Here is a 17884-nt window from a genome sequence, read left to right as displayed (position 1 = left end):
ATCGACCAGCAGGTACACGCAACCGTTTCACTCACCTGGAGAAGAGCACCATGAGCGATGCACCGCACCCCACCGACCCCGCCGTGATGAACGGCGTGATTCCCTACATGACCATGGCTGGCCGTACGGCCGAAGCCTGTGATTTCTACGCCCGTGCCTTCGGTGCGAAGGAACTGGGCCGCATGCCCTTCCCCGACGGCCAACCGGGACTGATCCACGCGCAGGTCGAGATCAATCGCGGCGCGCTGATGATGACCGATCACGCGGGATGCGCAGACGGTAGCAATCAGGCGGCGCAGCGCGGCGGTTTCGGCCACCTGCAACTCGTGGTGGCCGACGGCCACGCCTGGTGGGATCGGGCGGTCGCCGCCGGCTGCAAGGTTCTCGCTCCTTACGAGCGCCAGTTCTGGGGTGACGACTGGGGGCTGCTGGAAGACCCGTTCGGCCTCAAGTGGGCCATCCTGCAACCCGCGGCGCAGGCTTGACCGGCTTGTCCCACACTTACGGATCCGAGACGCGAGGAGAGACCATGCACAAGAACACGATCTGCCTCTGGTTCGACAAGGACGCCGAGGAGGCCGCCCGCTTCTACGCTGCGACCTTCCCCGACAGCCGGGTCACCGCCGTCCATCGCGCGCCCGCCGATCACCCGTCCGGCAAGGCCGGCGACGTGCTGACCGTGCAGTTCACGGTCGCAGGCATCCCTTGCCTCGGCCTCAACGGTGGCCCGGCGTACCCGCACACCGCGGCCTTCTCGTTCCAGATCGCGACCGACGACCAGGCAGAGACCGACCGCTACTGGAACGCCATCGTCGATAACGGCGGTGCCGAGAACGCCTGCGGCTGGTGCCAGGACCGCTGGGGCGTTTCCTGGCAGATCATCCCGCGCGTGCTCACCGAGGCGATGGCCGCGGGGGGGCGAGGAGGCCAGGCGTGCCTTCGTAGCCATGATGACGATGTGCAAGATCGACGTCGCCGCCATCGAGGCAGCCTTGGCGGGGCGCTGAGCACACTGCCCTTGACCCACCCTGTTCCAGTCGGAACCCACATGCCTCAACCCCCGAGGAGCATCCCATGAAACCCAATCCCGTCGTCTGGTTTGAGATCTACGTGCAGGACATGTCGCGCGCGCGCAAGTTCTACGAAACGGTGTTCCAGTGCCAGCTCGCTGAGCTGAAGTCGCCCGAGGGCGAAGCCCAGGACATGCAGATGCTGTCCTTTCCGATGGACATGTCAGGCCCGGGCGCCGGCGGCATGTTGGCCAAGATGGACGGGGTGACCTCTGGCGGCGGTGGCACGCTGGTGTACTTTGGCTGCGAGGATTGCGCTGTTGAACAAGCGCGTGTCGAAATAGCCGGAGGCAAGGTGTTCAAGCCCAAGTTCTCGATCGGCGAGTACGGCTACTGCGCGCTGGTGACGGACACCGAGGGCAACTGCATCGGCCTGCATTCGATGGCCTGAATCCGTCGACCAGACGCCGCCCCCCAAAGTAGAACCCCCACCACTGGAGAGCCCAGCATGCCCACCGGCACCGTCCACCTGCACCGTGTCCTGCGCACCACGCCCGACAAGGTCTACCGAGCCTTCACCCATGGCGCGGCCTTGGCCAAGTGGTTGCCGCCCCATGGCTTCATCTGCCACGTCCACCATTTCGATGGCAAGGTCGGGGGCACTTTCAAGATGTCGTTCGAGAACTTCTCGACCGGCCACCGCCATTCTTTCGGCGGCGAGTACGTGAAGCTGACACCCGGCGAAGTGGTCGAGTACACCGACCGCTTCGACGATCCCAACCTGCCAGGCGAGATGCGCGTGACGGTGAAGCTGCGCGAGGTGTCGTGTGGCACCGACGTCCACATCGAGCAGGCCGGCATTCCAGAGGCCATTCCTGTCGAGGCGTGCTACCTCGGCTGGCAGGAATCTCTGTTCCAGCTCGCCAGCCTGGTGGAGCCCGAGATTCCCAACTAACCAGTTCCTCATGGACTACTTTGATGGATTCGTTTTACCGATGCCCCGCGCCCAACTGAACGCCTATCGCGTACTTGCGCAGAAGGCGGGCGCGATGTGGATCGGGGTCGATGTGGTCCAGCGGGTCGGGACATGACAGTCCGCGACACGGCGTCCGTGGCGGATGCGCATGCGACGTCGGGCAATGCCTCCACCGGCCTGTGGGCCGACCTGCGCGCCGCGCTGCGCGGCACGAACGCCGACTACACGCGCATTCCACTGAAGCGCGCGGTGTTTCTGCTCGCCGTGCCGATGATGCTGGAGCTGGTGCTCGAGTCGACCTTCGCGGTGGTCGACATCTTCTTCGTCGCCAAGCTCGGATCGTCGGCGGTGGCCACTGTCGGCCTGACCGAAACCTATCTGTTCCTGCTGTATTCGATCGCGATGGGCCTGGCAATGGCGGTCACCGCGATCGTCGCCCGGCGCATCGGCGAGCAGCGCGGCGAGGAGGCCTCGCTGTCGGCCGTGCAGGCCATCGTGCTGGCGCTGCTGGTCTCGCTGCCCTTCACCGTGGCGGGCATCGTCTGGGCGCAGGACCTGCTGCGATTGATGGGTGCAGACGCCTGGGCCATCGAGCACGGCTACCGCTACACCCAGTGGATGCTTGGTGGCAACGCGGTGATCCTGCTGCTTTTCGTCATCAACGCCATCTTCCGTGGCGCGGGTGACGCAGCGGCGGCGATGCGCGTGCTATGGGTCGCCAATGCGCTCAATATCGTGCTCGATCCCATCCTGATCTTCGGCCTCGGGCCGATCCCGGCGCTCGGCATCGAGGGCGCGGCGATCGCGACCAACATCGGGCGCGGCGCGGGCGTGCTGATGCAGGTCTGGATCCTGGTTCGCGGCAGCGAACACCTGCGGATCCGCCGCGCCAGCCTGCGCTGGCATGGTGCGACGCTGCTGCAGATTGTGCGTACCTCGCTCGGCGGCATCGGCCAGATGATCGTGTCGATGACCGCCTGGATCTTCCTGATGCGGATCCTCGCCAGCGTGTCGACCGAAGCCGTGGCCGGGGCGACGATCACGATACGCATCATGATGTTCACGCTGATGCCCGCCTGGGGGATGTCCAACGCCGCCGCCACGCTGGTCGGGCAGAACCTCGGCGCGAGCCAGCCCGAGCGGGCCGAGGCCGCCGTGTGGCGCATCGGCTGGATGAACATGGCCTTCACCCTGGCGGTGTCGGTGGCGTTCTTCTTCCTGCATGACGAGCTCATCGCCCTGTTCACCGACGACGCGCAAGTTATCGCCATCGGCGGCGAGTGGCTCGCCATCCTGTCGTATTCCTACTTCGTCTACGGCTGGTGGATGGTGTCGGTGCAGGCCTTCAACGGCGCCGGCGACACGATGACGCCAACCTGGATCAACCTGGTGTTCTTCTGGCTGATCCAGATCCCGCTCGCCTGGGCGCTTGCGCTGCCCCTGGGCTGGGCGCACTCCGGCGTGTTCTGGGGCGTGTTCATCTCCGAGACTGCGGTCGGCCTGTTCACGCTGTGGCTGTTCAGCCGTGGGCGCTGGAAGACTGCACGGGTTTGACCGCGGCGATACGTAATCGCATTCCTTGAGCAGCGGTGACCATCACTCACGCCATGCCCGCGCTTTCTCCTCGCCTGCAGAAGATACTCGACGCGCTGCCTCTGCAGCCCGGTTTGCGCGTACTCGAAATCGGCTGCGGCCCAGGCGCGCTTGCGCGCGCGATCGCTATGCGCGTGGCGCCCGGACAGGTGCTCGGCATCGACCGCTCGGCCCGCGCCGTTGCGCAGGCGATGGCGGCGTCCGCCGAGGCGATTGCCGCAGGCCATGTGTCCTTCCGCCAGGTCGCCGCCGAGGACTTCGTCTTGGCACCCGGAGAGGCGCCGTTCGACCTGATCGTTGCGGTGCGCGTCGGCGCGTTCGATGGTCGGCACCCGGACGCCCGCGCGCGTGCATGGCCGCGCCTGGCGGACGCGCACGCGCCTGGCGGGTGCCTTGTCGTCGATGGACTGGCGTATGTGCTTGACGCTCATCTGAATGCCTATGTACCCGTTTAGATCATGGCTCTCGTCCCATTTCCGGTCTAAGCTCGGTTCTTGGGAGGCTTGAATCGCCGGCCGTGGAGTGAGATGAGTTCAGGTGCGCGCGGATTCGATACGATCGTCATCGGCTCAGGGATAGGCGGGCTTACCGCAGCCGCGGCGCTTGCAAAATGCGGACGCCGCGTTCTAGTCCTTGAGCAGCATTTTCAACTTGGTGGCCTCACCCAGACTTTTCGCCGACGCGAATACGTGTTTGCGACGGGCTTGCATTACATCGGGGGTGTCGGCGAAGCGCCGGGGGCCGAGAACCAGTTCGGGCGGATGCTTCGATGGCTGACCGAGGGGCGATTGCGTTTTGCCTCTCTCGGTTCGCCGTACGATATCGTGCGGCTGCCAGGGTTCGAGTTCCCCATCGAGTCGCCGCGCGCTGCCTACGTCGAACGGCTTAAGACTGCCTTTCCAGAAGAGACCGGCGTGATCGACCGGTACTTCACCGCCTGCGACGACACACAGAAGGCGATCTTGGCCCTGTTTGCAGCGAAGGCTGCCCCCGCGCCGATTGCAGCGCTCGTGCGCTGGTTCAACGCGAAACGCATTCGCCGCGCGCTCGGCACGACTACCGAGGAGGCAGTGCGTGATGTCCGCGATGTCCTCCTTGCCGCTGTCCTTGCCGCGCGCTGGGGCGATTACGGCGTTCCCCCCGCGCGGTCACCTTTCGGGATCCACGCCTTGGTCACAGGGAGTTATTTCAGCGGTGCCTATTACCCGATTGGCGGTCCGGCGCAGTTCGCCATGGCGCTTGGGGAAACGATCTGTGCTGCCGGTGGCGAATTACGCACACGAGCCACCGTTTCTGAGATCCGCGTTGTTGGCGGGCGCGTATGTGGCGTGCGCCTCGAAGACGGCGAGGCGATCGCTGCACCTGTCGTCATCTCGGCAATGGGCGCGTGCAATACGATCGCCGCGCTCCCCGGAGAAGTGTCGCCTGAATGGCGCCGGGACATCCAGGCGCTCAGGTCCGGTGTGTCCTACGTGACGCTGTATTTGGGCTTCCGCGGCGACATTCGCGCGCACGGCGCAACGACCGCGAACGTTTGGGTGTACGAAAGCGACGACATCGGTCGGATGTGGGAGCGCCCGACCGACGAAGACGCCCCCTCCCTCTTCGTATCGTTTCCTTCCCTTAAGGATTCGGCACACCAGGACCCCGCACACCACACGGCCGAAGTTGTGGCGATCTGCCGCTGGGAGCCCTTCGCCGCCTGGTCAGCCAGTAAGGCGGGACGCCGCCCCGAGGACTATGAGGCAACCAAGGCTTGGATCAGCGAGAATTTACTGGCGCAGTTCAAACGCCATTTTCCGAGACTCGCCCCGTTGATCGATTTCCATGAACTCTCGACACCACTGTCGCAGGCGTCGTTCGTTCTGGCGGATCACGGCGCCATGTACGGGCTCGAGATGTCCGCCGAACATATGAGCCACAGGGCGCTGCGAGTCGTCACACCGGTGCCCGGGTTGTTGTTGGCCGGCCAGGATGCAGTCAGCCCAGGAATCCAGGGCGCCTTCATGGGCGGGTTCATGGCCGCTGCGTCGATTGAGCCACGCCTATGGAGGCAAATGTCGCAGTGAGCCCTTGACGCGGGCCGTGGATCGTGTGCCGGTACATGTAGCGGCTTGCCATCGTAGCGGTCCCGGCCCGCGATCCAGGCCCGTTTCCGGCTCAGATTATCTGCAACTGACCAGACTTGCTCTTTCTGAACAGGGCGTAGACCCAACACTCGTGTCATCAGCCGCCATTTCTATTTCTGGTCAGCGGTCGCGACGGCCCGGACGGCTGCCCCGCGGCGAGTGCGGGGTTTGGGGCAGAGCCCCAAGGTGGTCGAACTTCCGGATCACGCATGGAACGGAACTTATCTTTCGTGACCAATAGACCATCAAGAATCGTGATCGTGCCCAATCAATACGCCCGAGTTCGTGCGGCCGCGACTGCCCGACGCTGCGGCAGCTCCAATGGCACCCGAGTGTCCAACCAGACCTCTACCAGACACTCGGGTGCCATCGGAGCTTTCATCAACACGGCACCTCAATCTCGTAGGCGACTGAACACGTAGTCGTGGTCCTTCTGCGGCTCGTGGCAAGCAAAGCAGGCGCTGGCCGCGTTGCCCCCCACGACCCGATTTGCTTTGTCGCCACCGCCAAAGCCCTCGAACCCCCAACCGCCTGTCGCCGCATACTCCCTCGCGTCCTTGTGCATCACACCGACGATCTTTCGCGTCCCCTCAGTGACGGCATTGTCGGCTGAGATAGCTTCCAGAAGATCGAACACGATGATTGCGCCATCAGGGAACTTCCCGGACTGATAGCCCGCCACTGCTTTTGGGTTCGCGTAGAGGTGATGGATGCCACCAAAGGCCTCATAGAGCGGATGGCCTTTATCGATGACCATGGTCTTGACGTGATGCCAGCCGCGATACTCCTCCGGGTATGGCACCAGCGGATCGGCCGCGACAGCCGGAAAAACGAGCGCCATCGAAGATAGCAAAGTCAGGATGCGTTTCATCTTGGACCCCTCCTATTTCAGATCGGCCAGCGCAGCGCCAAAGTTGATGTGGAACGGCTGCCCGTCGATGACCAGCGCGGGTACCGACGTCACGCCGTAGCGCTCAGCCTGAGCGATACGATCCTTTTGCTCGCCCAGATGGACAACCTCTACCGCGTACCGCTTCGGATCGAGTGCCTGGATGAAGTGCTGCTCGGCAGATGTGCACACTGGGCAACCAGCATGGAAAAACAAGGCTTCGCTCATGATTGACTCCTCAGGACTAACGAATATATGCATCGACTCGATGCATATCAAGATTAGAGTCACTACATCATGCTTGTCAACAGATGCATCGAGGCGATACATTGAAATCATGAACCAAACCTCTCTCCTACTCGAGCGCCTAGGGGCACTAGTTCAGCAGTCCGTCCGCGACGATGCGGCACGGCACGGGCTGCTGCCCATCCACATTCAGGTGTTGCACTACCTCAAACTGGCCAATCGGTATAGCGACCTGCCCATCGCCATTGCGGAGTATTTCGGCATCACCCGCGGGACGGTGTCGCAGACGCTCGCTGTGCTTGAACGCAAGGGATTGCTGACCAAGGAACCGGACGCCCGTCACGGCAAGCGCGTGCACCTGAAACTGACCCCCGCCGGCGAGTCTGTATCAAGCGAGAGTTGGGTCGAGCGTGTGGAGCAGTTACTCTGCGAACGAACGCGTGAGGCTGATGCACTTGAAAGCACGCTGCGCAAACTGCTTTCAGCCATGCAGCGCGTGAATGGACAGCGTGCCTTCGGCCTATGTCACCAGTGCGCTCACTTTCTGACCGAGGAAAGTGGCGCACGCTGCGGACTGACTCACGAGCCGCTCGTCACCGAGCAAACTATTCGCATCTGTCGTGAATGGACAGCAGCAACACCGGAGTGCGTTTGATTGCATGCCTGTCCCAGATTGACAGCTATCCCAGAATCTCGAACAGCAGGTTTGCAATTGCTTAGTCGCCAATGGCGATGGCTACGTCATCTGTCCCTTGTGGGTCGACTGCCGTCTGGCGCACAGCGCCGAAGCGGACTTGACGAAGAAGTAAGGCGAGCCGATGCTGGCCGTCCGGTCAGGCCACTGATCGGTCTACCCTCAATAGTCGTTCATCGTCATCGTTCCATGTGTCACTGTATCGGCTTCAGATGGGAAGCCCCGCGCGCAGCATCTTCTCGCGCAGTTCGGTGGTGCGCTCCGGGTCGAGCGTGTTGTTGAACAGTGCCTTGATCTCGGCCGGCTTCGCGCCGAACTGCTCCACCAGGTCTTTCGGCCTGTAACCGTGACGGGTCAGGGTGGGCTCCAGATCGTCGATGTGGCGCGACAGCACCGACTCCACCACGTCGGCCGTCACCGGTTTGGCACCGGACTGGTAGCCGGCATCCAGGGCCAGCATCAGGTGCAACTGGATCTGCAGCGGTGTGCGCAGGCTCTCGGCCAGCAGGTCGATGGATTCCGGCGTCAGGACTTCGGCGGGATGGGCCTTGCCACCGGTGCAATTGGTCAGCAGCCACTCGATGTACTCCCGCTGGCTGCCGGCAATGCCGTCGAGCGAGAACACGTCGGTACGGTAGCCGATTTCCTCCATGGTTTCCCGGCGCAGGTCGTTGTGCAGCTTGGGATGGCCGGCGAGCACGACCGACAGGCGTCCGCCGCCGTCCTCGGCCAGCTCCAACAGGCGCTTGAGGCCGATCAGCGTGTTACCGTGCAGGTCGTGCGCCTCGTCCACGAACAACGCGATCGGGCGCTTGCTCTTCTGGATTAGCTCGCGCAGCTGGCGGTCTCGCCGCTCGATCTTCTTGGGAATTTGTACCTGCTTGTCGGGCACCAGATCGTAGAACAGGGCCTCGATCAGCGTGGCCAGGCGGATGCTGTGCTTCTCGACCGCGACCGACTTGGAGACGAGGACCTTCTTCTCCTCCGAGAGTTGCTGCTCAAGCCGACGCAGCATCAGCGTCTTGCCACTGCCGATCACGCCACAGACGGCGATCAGGCGACCTTCGATGATCGCCCCTCTCACGTCCTTCATCAGTTCCTTATGATGGGTGGTTTCGTAGTAGCCCGCCTGGTTCAGCGGCTTGACCAAGCCGTAATAGTCCATCACCTCAACCCGCATGTTCCTTCCCCTTCCTGTGTCTGAAATATCCACGAATCCGTTCCAGGAGCACACGCCGGATCAACGTCTCGGCGAGCACCTGGTCGATGAAGGCACGGTCTTCCGACGGCAGCTTGGCCAGCGGCATCGCCAAGTCTGCGGCGATGGCCAGTTTCGCGGCGATCGCCGTTGGGAATTTGAACTCCAGGGCCTCGGCGTCGAACGGCTGGCGCGGGATGGTCGCCAGTACCGGCGGGGCCGAGAACTGCAGGTTGTCGCCGGCGAGCGCCGCGATCGGTAGGCCGAGCTGGTCGGCCAAGGCGCGGATGCGGTCGGCGCGCTCATCCACCTTGCTGCGTTTGAACGCACGATAGCGATGCAGCGGAATCGGCCCATTCACCGGGTGGTAGGGACCAGTGCGCTGGCCATCGTACTCGACGAACATCTCGTCATCGAACAGGCCCCACAGCAAGATGACGTGCTCGCCGGCCATGTAAGGCTCGACTTCGTACTGCGTGCCGTCGATGCCGAAACGCGCGTCGATGCCGACCTTGCGACGCTCGGGCTCGCGCGCAAAGCGGCAGAACTGCTGCCAGGAGCACATCTCACGCACGCCGTCGGCCGGCAGGTTGGCGATCCAGTCCTCGATGCGCGAATGGGGCTCGCTGCGGTGGTCACCTTGGTTGTATTTGTGGATCAGGAAGCGGTGCAGCCATTCGTTGGCCTGCTTCTCAGTCTCCGGCCTGTGGAAGTGGTACAGCGTCTCGTGCAGCTCCTTGACCGTGCGAAACGGTCGTTCCACCTTGCCCTTGGCGCGCGCGGTGGTGCGTGTGCCGTCCTTGCCGGCCGGAATGTGGGTTTGCCACTCGATGCCCAGCGCGAGCATCACGTTCTGGAACACCCGGCTCTTGGCGACCGGGCCATTGTCCAGGTAGATCATCTTGGGCCGGCCTTGGAACGGGAAGGCCGGGTCGGCTTTCGGCGCCATCGCATCGAACAGGAAGCGCAGCGCCGATTCGGCGTCCTCGCCGTAAATGCAGCGGTATTCCTGGTAGGCGACGCCGCTGCGATCATCCACCACGCTGAACAGCGACAGCGTGGGCTCGCCCTTGGCCGGGTCGATCCAGTCGGGCTTGTCGATATGCTTGAGGTCGGACGGTGAAATGTCGAACTGCCAGCAGTCGTTGCTGTGCTCCGCTTGGAAGCGCACGGCCGGCGGCTCGCGCAGCAGGCGCGTCTGGTCCACGTGCCAGAGCGATAGATAGCGGTTGACCGTGGCTTTGGTCAGCACCCCCTTCGGCGCCTTGACCAACCCCCGCGCCGTTTCCACGCCATAGTCCTCCAGCAGCTCGATTGCGCGCTTCGTGGACAGGTGGCGGCCGTTCTTGTTGGTGGTGCGCAGCTTGAGTGCAGCCACCAACTCGCAGTAGCGCTCCAACTCGGCCTGCTGCAGCACGCGCGGCCTGCCTTGATCGGCGCGATGCGCCGCCTTCGGTCGATTGAACTCGCGCAACGCGCGGTAGACGGAATCGGTGGAGACACCGTACAGCGTGGCCATCGCAGCGACCTGGGCAGCCCGCTCCGGACTTTTGTGCGGCAGGCGGTCGAGCCGCTGGCGGAGCTGCAGGAGCGAGTCGTAGGGAATCTGCTTCCGCCCCATCGTTGGTGTCCTACAACCGCCGCGAATCTTTCGGGTTGCCACTGTCTGTCGTGTCGCGACGTGGCTGCTTGGCGAGGCCCTCTGGCCAGCCGATCCGGGCTAGCGTCTCGATCAAGGTGGTGCGCTTGACGCCGAAGTTGCGGCACACGGCCGCCTTGGACATGCGGCCATCGAGCGCGGAGAGAATGGCATCGAGCTTCTCGCCGGTGATCGCCGGCGGCCGACCGCCGCGACGGCCGCGCCGCTTGGCGGCAGCGAGCCCGGCCATGACGCGCTCGCGCGTGAGCGCGCGCTCATACTGCGCGAGGGCACCGAACACTTGGAACAGAAACTCGCCCGAGGGCGTCGTGGTGTCCAGGTTCTCGGTCAGCGAGCGGAACGCTACCCGCTTCTCCTTGAGGGCGTTCACGATGGTGAGCAGGTGCGACAGCGAGCGACCGAGCCGGTCCAGCTTCCAGACCACCAGCACGTCGCCCGGCTGCAAGAATTCCAGCGCCTTTGTCAGGCCGGGCCGGTCATCCCTGGTGCCAGAAGCGTGGTCCTCGAACAGATGGCGCGCATCGACGCCGGCTGCCAGCAACGCATCACGCTGCAGGTCGGTGGACTGGCGATCATTGTCGGTGGAGATGCGCATGTAGCCGACGAGCATGTGCGGAAAACCGGTGGATCAAGGTTCTCGTATCCTATACCATTGCGGTATGGTTTTCCGCACAGAATTTCGGGGGGTGCGTGTGTCGGATCGGTGGCCATAACCCACCTAACGCCAAACAACTGTTTCCCGACACCATCGGATCGACATGAAGAATCGCAGCATCACCGTGCAAGGCACCGATGTCGCCATCACCTCGCGCCATGAGCAGGATTACATCTCGCTCACCGACATGGTGAAGAACTTCGACGGCGGCAGTGCGCTCATCGAGCAGTGGCTGAAGAACAAGGACACGGTGCTGTTTCTGGGGGTGTGGGAGCAGATCAACAACCGCGGCTTCAATTCCCTCGAATTCGAGGGAATTAGGAATGAGGCCGGACGCAACAGCTTCTACCTGTCGGCCAAGAAGTGGATCAACGCGACCGGCGCCATCGGGCTGTACGCCAAGGCCGGGCGCTACGGCGGCACCTACGCGCACCGCGACATCGCATTCGAATTCGGCTCCTGGCTCAGCCCCGAGTTCAAGCTGTACCTGATCAAGGAGTTTCAGCGCCTCAAGGACGACGAGGCCCGCGCCACGTCACTGGAATGGAACTTCCAGCGCACGCTGGCCAAGGTCAACTACCGCATCCACACCGACGCCATCAAGGAGCGGCTGATACCGCCGCAACTGACCAAGGCCCAGACCGTCACTGTCTACGCCAGTGAAGCCGACTTGCTCAACGTCGCGTTGTTCGGCATGACCGCCGCGCAGTGGCGGCAGGCTAATCCTGGTCAGCCTGGCAACATGCGCGATGCCGCCACCCTGGAGCAACTGGTCGTGCTCTCGAACCTTGAGAGTATCAACGCGGTTCTGATCCATCAGGGGCTACCGGCCTCCGAGCGGCTGGCGCAGCTCAACGGCATCGCCATCACGCAGATGCGATCCTTGCTCAGTGCCACAGCCATCAAACGGTTGGGGCAGACCCCTGAGTAACGGTCGGGATCAATTGCAGAAAGCGTGAGCCGGCGGCGCTGGATTGTGAGCCCGCCGGATGGATTGCAGGCCGGGTTGCAGGGAATGTGAGCCCGGCGGCCTGGTCAGTTGCAGATAATCTGAGCCGGAAACGGGCCTGGATTGCAAGCCGGGACCGCCACGATTGCAAGCCGCTACACATAGGTAAAGTCTGCAACCCAAAGCTGGTTGGGGTCTCCTCGTTTTCAGTGCAATAAGTGACGGTACGCAAAGCTAGCACTGGCGCGGGGGTGGTCTGGGTAGACCGTTGATTTCATTGACTTTCCTGTTCGCTTTGTAAACGGGTATGGTGGCCTCCCACTTTTGAGGTTCACGATGCAGGGTTGGCACACAACGTTTTTGGGGATGCGTGGGCTCCCCCGCGATATCAGCGACTTCGAGATGAAGGCATTTTTCACCTTCGATGGTGCCGAGCGCGACGCAATCAATGCACGCCGAGGTGATTCCCACAAGCTTGGTCTGGCGCTCCATATTGGTTTCCTGCGCATGAGTGGGCGTTTGCTCGGTGCCTTTCGGGTAATTCCAGTAGCCTTGTGGCGCCACCTTGGCAACGAGCTTGGCATTGCAGCACCAGAAGTCGCCTCGCTGAGAGCCATGTATGAACGCGGGCGCACGCTATTCGATCACCAACAAGTAGCCTGCACGGTCCTTGGATTCCAGTGGATGAGCGAGCACCAGCGCCGCTCACTGGTACGTGAACTGCGCGACGAAGTGGCGCGCTGCGCCGACCGCGATCAGCTACTCGTGCGGGCGCGTCAATGGCTGTACAAGAACAAGCTGGTGATCGTGCACGAGCGGGCAATTCGGACACTGATTGCGGCGGCACTTGCCCAGCTTGAAGTTGAAACAGGCACCGCCATCGCCGCCAGCGTTGATCCAGCAACACTTGATCGCTGGCGAGCCTCAGTTTCAGAGCTGCGCCCAGATGGACAAACCCAGCAGAGTTGGCTATGGGCTGCACCGGCGAAACACTCAACCCGCCAAATCAGCGAGGTACTGGAGCGCATCGACCTGCTTTACACGCTGGACGTTCATAAGCACCTGGCAGACATCCCCGATCTCATCTTGCGCCGCTACGCGCGCCGACTTGTCTCCAGGCCGCCCTCAGCCGGAGCCAAGATCAAAGAGCCAGCGCGCACCGTGGAGGTCGCATGCTTTCTTCGGTATTGCCTGTTCACCACCACAGACCAGTTGATCCTTATGGTGCAGCGCCGGATCGCCGATCTGTGGCGTCAGGCTGCCGCCGATGTCCCCGCTACCGTCAATTGGGCCGCAATGTACAAAACGCTGCTCGGCGAACTTGTTGCCTTGAGCGCGCAAGGTGCGGTGCCAGATGCTGAGTTGCGTGCCCGTCTTGAAGCCTTGATCACCGAAACCCAGAAACGCAAACCACCGAGCAGGGCCTCCCTGGTCCGCGAGGGATTGATTGATGGAATTCGCCCCGTGCGGTCGTTGCTCGTCGCCATTGCAAAGCTGCCCTGGCAGGCCACCGGCGAGCATCCTGCCATCGAGTACCTTGCCAAGCTGCAAGCTTTATATCTCAAAGGATCCAGAAAGCTGCCAGTTGAAGTGGTGGCACCAAGTCTGGGAATGATCTGGCAGGTTTCGATCTCCAGCCCAGACCGGGAACGGGCGTTTCAGGCGTTGGAGGTGGCCACCCTGTTTGCCCTGCGCCGCGCGGTGCGCAATGGCTCGGTCTGGATTGAGCACAGCCTGAGCTTTCGGGGTCGTGCGCGCTTGTTCTTCACGGACGAGCGTTGGCAGGCAGAGTCCAAGAAACACTATGCCCGTCTATCGTTACCCAGCAAGGCTGCCACTTTCTTGAAGCCTTTGCTGGCCAGAGTAACTGCCGGTGTCGATGCGGTGGCCGCTGCAGCCCGCAGTGGCGTACTGCGCGTGGATGATGAACTCCATTTGTCGCCATTGCCCGCAGAGGACGAAGACCCAGAAGTGACCAAGCTGCGCGCGGCTTTGGATCACCGCATCGGTGAGGTTCAATTGCCGGAAGTGATTCTGGCCGTTGACGCCCAGGTGCGCTTTAGCTGGATCATGCTCGGACGTGAGCCGCGCTCTACCGACGAGCTGCTGATGGTCTATGCCGGCATCATGGCCCACGGCACCAGTCTGACTGCGGTCGAATGCGCGCGCATGATTCCGCAATTGTCTGCCACCAGCATTCGCCAGGCCATGCGCTGGGCGCGGGACGAACGGCGTCTGAGCCAGGCCTGCCAGGCTGTGCTGGAATTCATGCAGCGACACCCGATTGCCGCCACCTGGGGGCGGTCCGATTTGGCATCTTCTGACATGATGAGCATGGAGACCACCAAACGGGTGTGGCAAGCCCGGCTTGATCCTCGGCGCAACACACCTTCCATTGGAATCTACTCCCATGTAAAAGACCGGTGGGGCATCTTCCATGCGCAGCCCTTTGTGCTCAATGAGCGCCAGGCGGGCGTGGCCATTGAAGGTGTCATCCGCCAAGAAAAGCTGGAGACCAGCCAGCTTGCTGTGGATACCCATGGCTACACCGACTTTGCCATGTCACATGCCCGTTTGCTTGGTTTTGATCTTTGCCCGCGGTTGAAGGAACTCAAACAGCGCCACCTCTTTGTGCCACGCGGCACCAAAGTGCCCGCAGAAATCGCTGCGGTGTGCGAAGCCAATGTCGACGTCGCTTTGATCGAAAAGCATTGGGATAGTCTGGTGCACCTGGCAGCCTCGGTCATGAGCGGACATGCCAGTGCGGTGGCAGCTCTTGCGCGGTTCGGTTCTGCCGCCCAGGGCGATCCAATCTATGAGGCTGGCGTGCAATTGGGGCGGTTGCTGCGTACGGCGTTTTTGGCTGACTACTTTGTCAAGGACGCTTTCAGGAACGAGTTGCGCCGGGTGCTCAATCGGGGCGAGGCTGTTAACGCCCTCAAGCGCGCCATTTATACCGGCCGGATCAGCCCGGCGCAGGCCAAACGTGTCGATGAAATGCAGGCTGTGGCCGATGCGTTGAGCCTGATGGCCAACATCGTGATGGCGTGGAATACCTCACAGATGCAGGCGGTCCTGGATCGCTGGTCGAACCGCCGCCAGGTCATTCCACCGGAACTGATCGGGAAGATTGCGCCCACCAGGCTGGAGAGCATCAACTTGCGGGGTGTGTTTCGCTTCCCGGTTGACCGCTATGCTGACCAAATCCTGCCTTCGCGGCCAAATGCATCGATAACTGGCACCAATGGATGAAACCGACCACGGTTTGACGCCACGAATCGCAGATTTGAAAGTGAACAGGAAAGTCAATGAAATCAACGATCTACCAACACCACCTCCGCGCCAGTGCTAGCTTTTCGTACCGTCACTTATTGCACTGAAAACGAGGAGACCCCAACAAGTCCGGGCAGTTGGCACACCGGCTGATGTACGTCGATCTGGTGATCCTGGATGAACTGGGCTACCTGCCGTTCACGCAGTCGGGCGGTGCGATGCTGTTCCACCTGCTCTCCAAGCTCTACGAGCGAACGAGCGTGGTGATCACCACCAACCTCACCTTCTCGGAATGGAGCAGCGTCTTCGGCGACGCCAAGATGACAACCGCCTTGCTCGACCGCCTCACGCACCACTGCCACATCGTGGAGACAGGCAATGAGAGCTGGCGATTCAAGCACTCCAGTGCCGCTGGCGCGGCACCGTCCAAGCCACGTGCAAAAGCTCAGAAAGGAGATCGAAAAGCAGCAGACCCGATAGACTTATCCACAACCGAGTAGCCAGAACATCCATCAACCCAGTGGCTCAGTATTCGACGTGATCACTGGCTCAGTTGTGCTGATGAATCAACAGGCACGTATCGTTTTTCCTAACAGCGCACCCGTCCTTGATGGACGGCTCCGAAGATACATCTCAAACAGTCCACAAACCGTCTACTAAAGCCATTTGAACCAGCGAAAGACCGCTACCAACCCAACACTCATTAGTAAGCAAAGACCTACCAACACCCAGAAGCCATTGGTGGCATCTGCGAACGGCAGTCCCAGAAGATTGGCGCCAAACAGGCCAGTGACAAAGTTCAAGGGCAAGAAGATTGTGGATACCACGGCAAAAACATAAGAGCTTTGATTCAGCTGTCGCTCCTGAATGCGGTTTGCCTGGTCACTGAGGATATCGATACGGTCACGCAAATTCTCCAGCGTTTCGAGCAACCGCAACAGCTGGTTCAGGTGCTCCTCCAGTCGGCCTCGGTGATTTATATTCAGCGGCGGGACGACGAGAGTTGTCAACGTTTGAAGAACGGCTCGCTGGGGGCCAAGATGACGAAGAAAGCCAGAGATCGCGGTCTGGGTATTGGCCATGCTCGGGCATGCCGCTTCCGTCTGGTGCTGAACCAGAAGGCCGCCGATCAGATCCACCCCATCCTCCAGCATCTCGACCTGCTCGGAAACTTCCGCGAGGTGCTCTTCGATGAGATCGCAAAGGAAGTCACCTGGCGTTGCAGGGCCGCGCCCCTGAGAGATGTCTTCTGCAAGTTCGAGGATGGGATCCACATCCTCCTCGCGGGTCGTGATAACCCGACGCTCATCAATCCAGATTCGCATGGACACCATGTCCTCTGGATGCCCCACTCCATCAGCTCTCAGATGCATCGCTTTGAGCAGAACCATCACACCCTGCCCGTGGACGCGCAACCGCGACCGGGTATCTTCAGAGACCATCGCTGCGGCGATCAGCTTGTCCAGGCCGGTCGCGCTCGAGAGAAAACCTTCCGTCTCGCGGTGGTGGATGCACATGTGCAACCACGACGCACCGCCGGTCATCTGGAGAAGATGGAGGAACCCAGGCGTACGCTCTGCTTCGATCATGGCTCTCAGCCCACGGTGGATTCAACGTCAAGGTTAACGGTATCTCCAACCCGTAGCACGCCACCTACGACGATCCGTGCCGTGGCGCCCCCGTGACCACGCAGCGCGGCGTAACCGCCTTCACCGAGCTCGTCCTCCATGCGTGAACAAGGAGGACATGGCCCCGTGATTTCAATGCGGACCGAACCGCCAATTCGCCAGACAAAGCGCTCTTCCCGGAAAGGTGAATGCATCGCGGCGATGTTGATCCCCGAGATCACGAGGTTGCGCCGCAAACGCTCCGGGGCAATTGGGGCTTGCCCCGTCCAGACCCCGAGCAAGCTGAGGTGCTCAGCCTGGATCAGACTCAGCTCGCGATGGCGTTGCGCATCCGACTGACGAAGCCGCAGGGAGCGGTGATCGCCAATCAGCCCGAGACCCGGTTCGGCCCTGGCCTCCTGCACGGACACAGCGTCCTTGAGGCGATCCGGGCGCAGAACGATGGCACCAAGTCGACCTGTGCCATGAAAGCGCCGGACCAAGTCGCGCAGCGTGCCGCCCATCGTTCAGACTCGAATGAGGTGCATCACAAGACTTCCTCTATGTGCAGTTCGCGTTGCCGGAAGCTGACAACATCACCGGCTCGGGCATCTGCGATCGCTGCGTAGATGGGCGCCTGGGTGGAAATTCCCATGTAGGTGTTGCCGTCGCACTGGAAGGCATCGCTAGCAACCGCAATCACGAACCAACGCCCGTCGATGCGAACCACGGCGCCTGTCTCCACCGAATCCCGGGGACCGAAATCGATCTGACGTAAGACTTCCAGGGCCTCCTGATGATCGTGAATGGGGCATTCGAACGCCTGCGCCAGAGCGGCATTGTTGACGGCCCGCGACGCCGCATCGCTTTCACTGGGTTCATCTCCGCGGCCCGCCGCACCGACCAGGTATTGCGCATAGGTCTGTTCAGCAAACCGCAGGCGCCCTTCGGCAAGGTCCAGCATGGTCTGGCGCAGATGGGTCTTGTTGCTCATTAGGACTCCTT

19 protein-coding genes and 1 pseudogene are annotated in these 17884 nt (G+C 61.9%); 12 read left to right on the top strand and 8 right to left on the bottom strand.

The window, feature by feature from the left end; translation table 11 throughout:
• Positions 1-50: 50 nt before the first annotated feature.
• From GH664_RS09945 to GH664_RS09910, 8 genes are all read left to right on the top strand, one after another.
• A complete protein-coding gene (locus GH664_RS09945) occupies positions 51-485 on the top strand; it encodes a glyoxalase/bleomycin resistance/extradiol dioxygenase family protein (RefSeq protein ID WP_153167921.1) in 435 nt (144 codons plus the stop codon).
• 44 nt (positions 486-529) lie between these two features.
• Positions 530-1078, top strand: coding sequence for a VOC family protein (locus tag GH664_RS09940; protein ID WP_228111455.1), 549 nt, complete (start codon positions 530-532; stop codon positions 1076-1078).
• Entirely contained in the window at positions 1075-1461 is a 387-nt protein-coding gene (locus tag GH664_RS09935; protein ID WP_153167920.1) for a VOC family protein, read from the top strand. The genes GH664_RS09940 and GH664_RS09935 overlap by 4 nt, the downstream gene beginning before the upstream one ends.
• 57 nt (positions 1462-1518) lie before the next feature.
• Complete coding sequence (locus GH664_RS09930) at positions 1519-1965, top strand: SRPBCC family protein (RefSeq protein WP_153167919.1); 447 nt, start codon at positions 1519-1521, stop codon at positions 1963-1965.
• Between the two features lie 10 nt (positions 1966-1975).
• Positions 1976-2101 (top strand): DUF1428 family protein, encoded by a 126-nt coding sequence (locus GH664_RS09925; protein WP_153167918.1) that lies wholly within the window; start codon positions 1976-1978, stop codon positions 2099-2101.
• On the top strand, positions 2098-3540 hold the full coding sequence (locus tag GH664_RS09920) for an MATE family efflux transporter (RefSeq protein ID WP_153167917.1): 1443 nt from the start codon (positions 2098-2100) through the stop codon (positions 3538-3540). Before GH664_RS09925 ends, GH664_RS09920 begins: the two co-directional genes overlap by 4 nt.
• A 35-nt stretch (positions 3541-3575) precedes the next feature.
• Positions 3576-4034, top strand: a complete 459-nt coding sequence (locus GH664_RS09915; RefSeq protein ID WP_256219465.1) for a cyclopropane-fatty-acyl-phospholipid synthase family protein — start codon at positions 3576-3578, stop codon at positions 4032-4034.
• Between the two features lie 72 nt (positions 4035-4106).
• Complete coding sequence (locus GH664_RS09910) at positions 4107-5648, top strand: NAD(P)/FAD-dependent oxidoreductase (protein WP_153167915.1); 1542 nt, start codon at positions 4107-4109, stop codon at positions 5646-5648.
• A 454-nt stretch (positions 5649-6102) separates the two neighbouring features.
• Here GH664_RS09910 and GH664_RS09905 read toward each other — a convergent pair whose 3' ends face one another.
• Complete coding sequence (locus GH664_RS09905) at positions 6103-6579, bottom strand: cytochrome P460 family protein (RefSeq protein ID WP_153167914.1); 477 nt, start codon at positions 6577-6579, stop codon at positions 6103-6105.
• 12 nt (positions 6580-6591) lie between these two features.
• On the bottom strand, positions 6592-6825 hold the full coding sequence (locus GH664_RS09900) for a thioredoxin family protein (protein WP_153167913.1): 234 nt from the start codon (positions 6823-6825) through the stop codon (positions 6592-6594).
• Positions 6826-6934: 109 nt separating this feature from the next.
• Here GH664_RS09900 and GH664_RS09895 point away from each other — a divergent pair, with 109 nt between their 5' ends.
• Positions 6935-7498 (top strand): MarR family winged helix-turn-helix transcriptional regulator, encoded by a 564-nt coding sequence (locus GH664_RS09895; protein WP_153167912.1) that lies wholly within the window; start codon positions 6935-6937, stop codon positions 7496-7498.
• A gap of 247 nt (positions 7499-7745) precedes the next feature.
• On the opposite strand, the gene GH664_RS09890 is transcribed toward GH664_RS09895, so the two are convergent.
• From GH664_RS09890 to GH664_RS09880, 3 genes are read right to left on the bottom strand one after another with little or no spacing between them, the layout of a single operon-like run.
• Positions 7746-8717: an ExeA family protein gene (locus tag GH664_RS09890; RefSeq protein WP_153167911.1), complete on the bottom strand. Its 972-nt coding sequence runs from the start codon at positions 8715-8717 to the stop codon at positions 7746-7748.
• On the bottom strand, positions 8707-10341 hold the full coding sequence (locus tag GH664_RS09885; RefSeq protein ID WP_228111458.1) for an IS481 family transposase: 1635 nt from the start codon (positions 10339-10341) through the stop codon (positions 8707-8709). Before GH664_RS09885 ends, GH664_RS09890 begins: the two co-directional genes overlap by 11 nt.
• 25 nt (positions 10342-10366) lie before the next feature.
• Positions 10367-11005 (bottom strand): recombinase family protein, encoded by a 639-nt coding sequence (locus tag GH664_RS09880; RefSeq protein WP_153167909.1) that lies wholly within the window; start codon positions 11003-11005, stop codon positions 10367-10369.
• A gap of 148 nt (positions 11006-11153) precedes the next feature.
• Between GH664_RS09880 and GH664_RS09875 the strand changes: the two genes are divergently transcribed.
• The 3 genes and pseudogenes from GH664_RS09875 to GH664_RS09865 form a co-directional block, all read left to right on the top strand.
• Positions 11154-11981 (top strand): KilA-N domain-containing protein, encoded by an 828-nt coding sequence (locus tag GH664_RS09875; RefSeq protein ID WP_153167908.1) that lies wholly within the window; start codon positions 11154-11156, stop codon positions 11979-11981.
• 354 nt (positions 11982-12335) lie between these two features.
• A complete protein-coding gene (locus GH664_RS09870; RefSeq protein WP_003049965.1) occupies positions 12336-15251 on the top strand; it encodes a Tn3-like element IS1071 family transposase in 2916 nt (971 codons plus the stop codon).
• 146 nt (positions 15252-15397) lie between these two features.
• A pseudogene (locus GH664_RS09865) lies at positions 15398-15772 on the top strand (ATP-binding protein); the annotation flags it as partial.
• Positions 15773-15928: 156 nt separating this feature from the next.
• Here the strand turns inward: GH664_RS09865 and GH664_RS09860 are convergent.
• The 3 genes from GH664_RS09860 to GH664_RS09850 are packed head-to-tail and all read right to left on the bottom strand — an operon-like array spanning position 15929 to position 17873.
• A complete protein-coding gene (locus tag GH664_RS09860; RefSeq protein ID WP_042797683.1) occupies positions 15929-16861 on the bottom strand; it encodes a CorA family divalent cation transporter in 933 nt (310 codons plus the stop codon).
• A 5-nt stretch (positions 16862-16866) separates the two neighbouring features.
• Positions 16867-17403, bottom strand: coding sequence for an MOSC domain-containing protein (locus GH664_RS09855; protein ID WP_034054001.1), 537 nt, complete (start codon positions 17401-17403; stop codon positions 16867-16869).
• A gap of 23 nt (positions 17404-17426) precedes the next feature.
• Positions 17427-17873, bottom strand: coding sequence for a hypothetical protein (locus GH664_RS09850; protein ID WP_008647292.1), 447 nt, complete (start codon positions 17871-17873; stop codon positions 17427-17429).
• Positions 17874-17884 lie beyond the last annotated feature (11 nt).

The sequence above is a fragment of the Thauera sp. 2A1 genome (assembly GCF_009469595.2).
Taxonomy (GTDB): domain Bacteria; phylum Pseudomonadota; class Gammaproteobacteria; order Burkholderiales; family Rhodocyclaceae; genus Thauera.
The sequence above is the reverse complement of the archived record's forward strand: the minus strand, read 5'-3'. Positions and strand labels throughout refer to the sequence as shown.

Coding starts and splice junctions, on each gene's coding strand:
- GH664_RS09945 (WP_153167921.1), top strand. CDS start 51: ATGAGCGATGCACCGCACCCCACCGACCCCGCCGTGATGAACGGCGTG.
- GH664_RS09940 (WP_228111455.1), top strand. CDS start 530: ATGCACAAGAACACGATCTGCCTCTGGTTCGACAAGGACGCCGAGGAG.
- GH664_RS09935 (WP_153167920.1), top strand. CDS start 1,075: ATGAAACCCAATCCCGTCGTCTGGTTTGAGATCTACGTGCAGGACATG.
- GH664_RS09930 (WP_153167919.1), top strand. CDS start 1,519: ATGCCCACCGGCACCGTCCACCTGCACCGTGTCCTGCGCACCACGCCC.
- GH664_RS09925 (WP_153167918.1), top strand. CDS start 1,976: ATGGACTACTTTGATGGATTCGTTTTACCGATGCCCCGCGCCCAACTG.
- GH664_RS09920 (WP_153167917.1), top strand. CDS start 2,098: ATGACAGTCCGCGACACGGCGTCCGTGGCGGATGCGCATGCGACGTCG.
- GH664_RS09910 (WP_153167915.1), top strand. CDS start 4,107: ATGAGTTCAGGTGCGCGCGGATTCGATACGATCGTCATCGGCTCAGGG.
- GH664_RS09905 (WP_153167914.1), bottom strand. CDS start 6,579: ATGAAACGCATCCTGACTTTGCTATCTTCGATGGCGCTCGTTTTTCCG.
- GH664_RS09900 (WP_153167913.1), bottom strand. CDS start 6,825: ATGAGCGAAGCCTTGTTTTTCCATGCTGGTTGCCCAGTGTGCACATCT.
- GH664_RS09895 (WP_153167912.1), top strand. CDS start 6,935: ATGAACCAAACCTCTCTCCTACTCGAGCGCCTAGGGGCACTAGTTCAG.
- GH664_RS09890 (WP_153167911.1), bottom strand. CDS start 8,717: ATGCGGGTTGAGGTGATGGACTATTACGGCTTGGTCAAGCCGCTGAAC.
- GH664_RS09880 (WP_153167909.1), bottom strand. CDS start 11,005: ATGCTCGTCGGCTACATGCGCATCTCCACCGACAATGATCGCCAGTCC.
- GH664_RS09875 (WP_153167908.1), top strand. CDS start 11,154: ATGAAGAATCGCAGCATCACCGTGCAAGGCACCGATGTCGCCATCACC.
- GH664_RS09870 (WP_003049965.1), top strand. CDS start 12,336: ATGCAGGGTTGGCACACAACGTTTTTGGGGATGCGTGGGCTCCCCCGC.
- GH664_RS09860 (WP_042797683.1), bottom strand. CDS start 16,861: ATGATCGAAGCAGAGCGTACGCCTGGGTTCCTCCATCTTCTCCAGATG.
- GH664_RS09855 (WP_034054001.1), bottom strand. CDS start 17,403: ATGGGCGGCACGCTGCGCGACTTGGTCCGGCGCTTTCATGGCACAGGT.
- GH664_RS09850 (WP_008647292.1), bottom strand. CDS start 17,873: ATGAGCAACAAGACCCATCTGCGCCAGACCATGCTGGACCTTGCCGAA.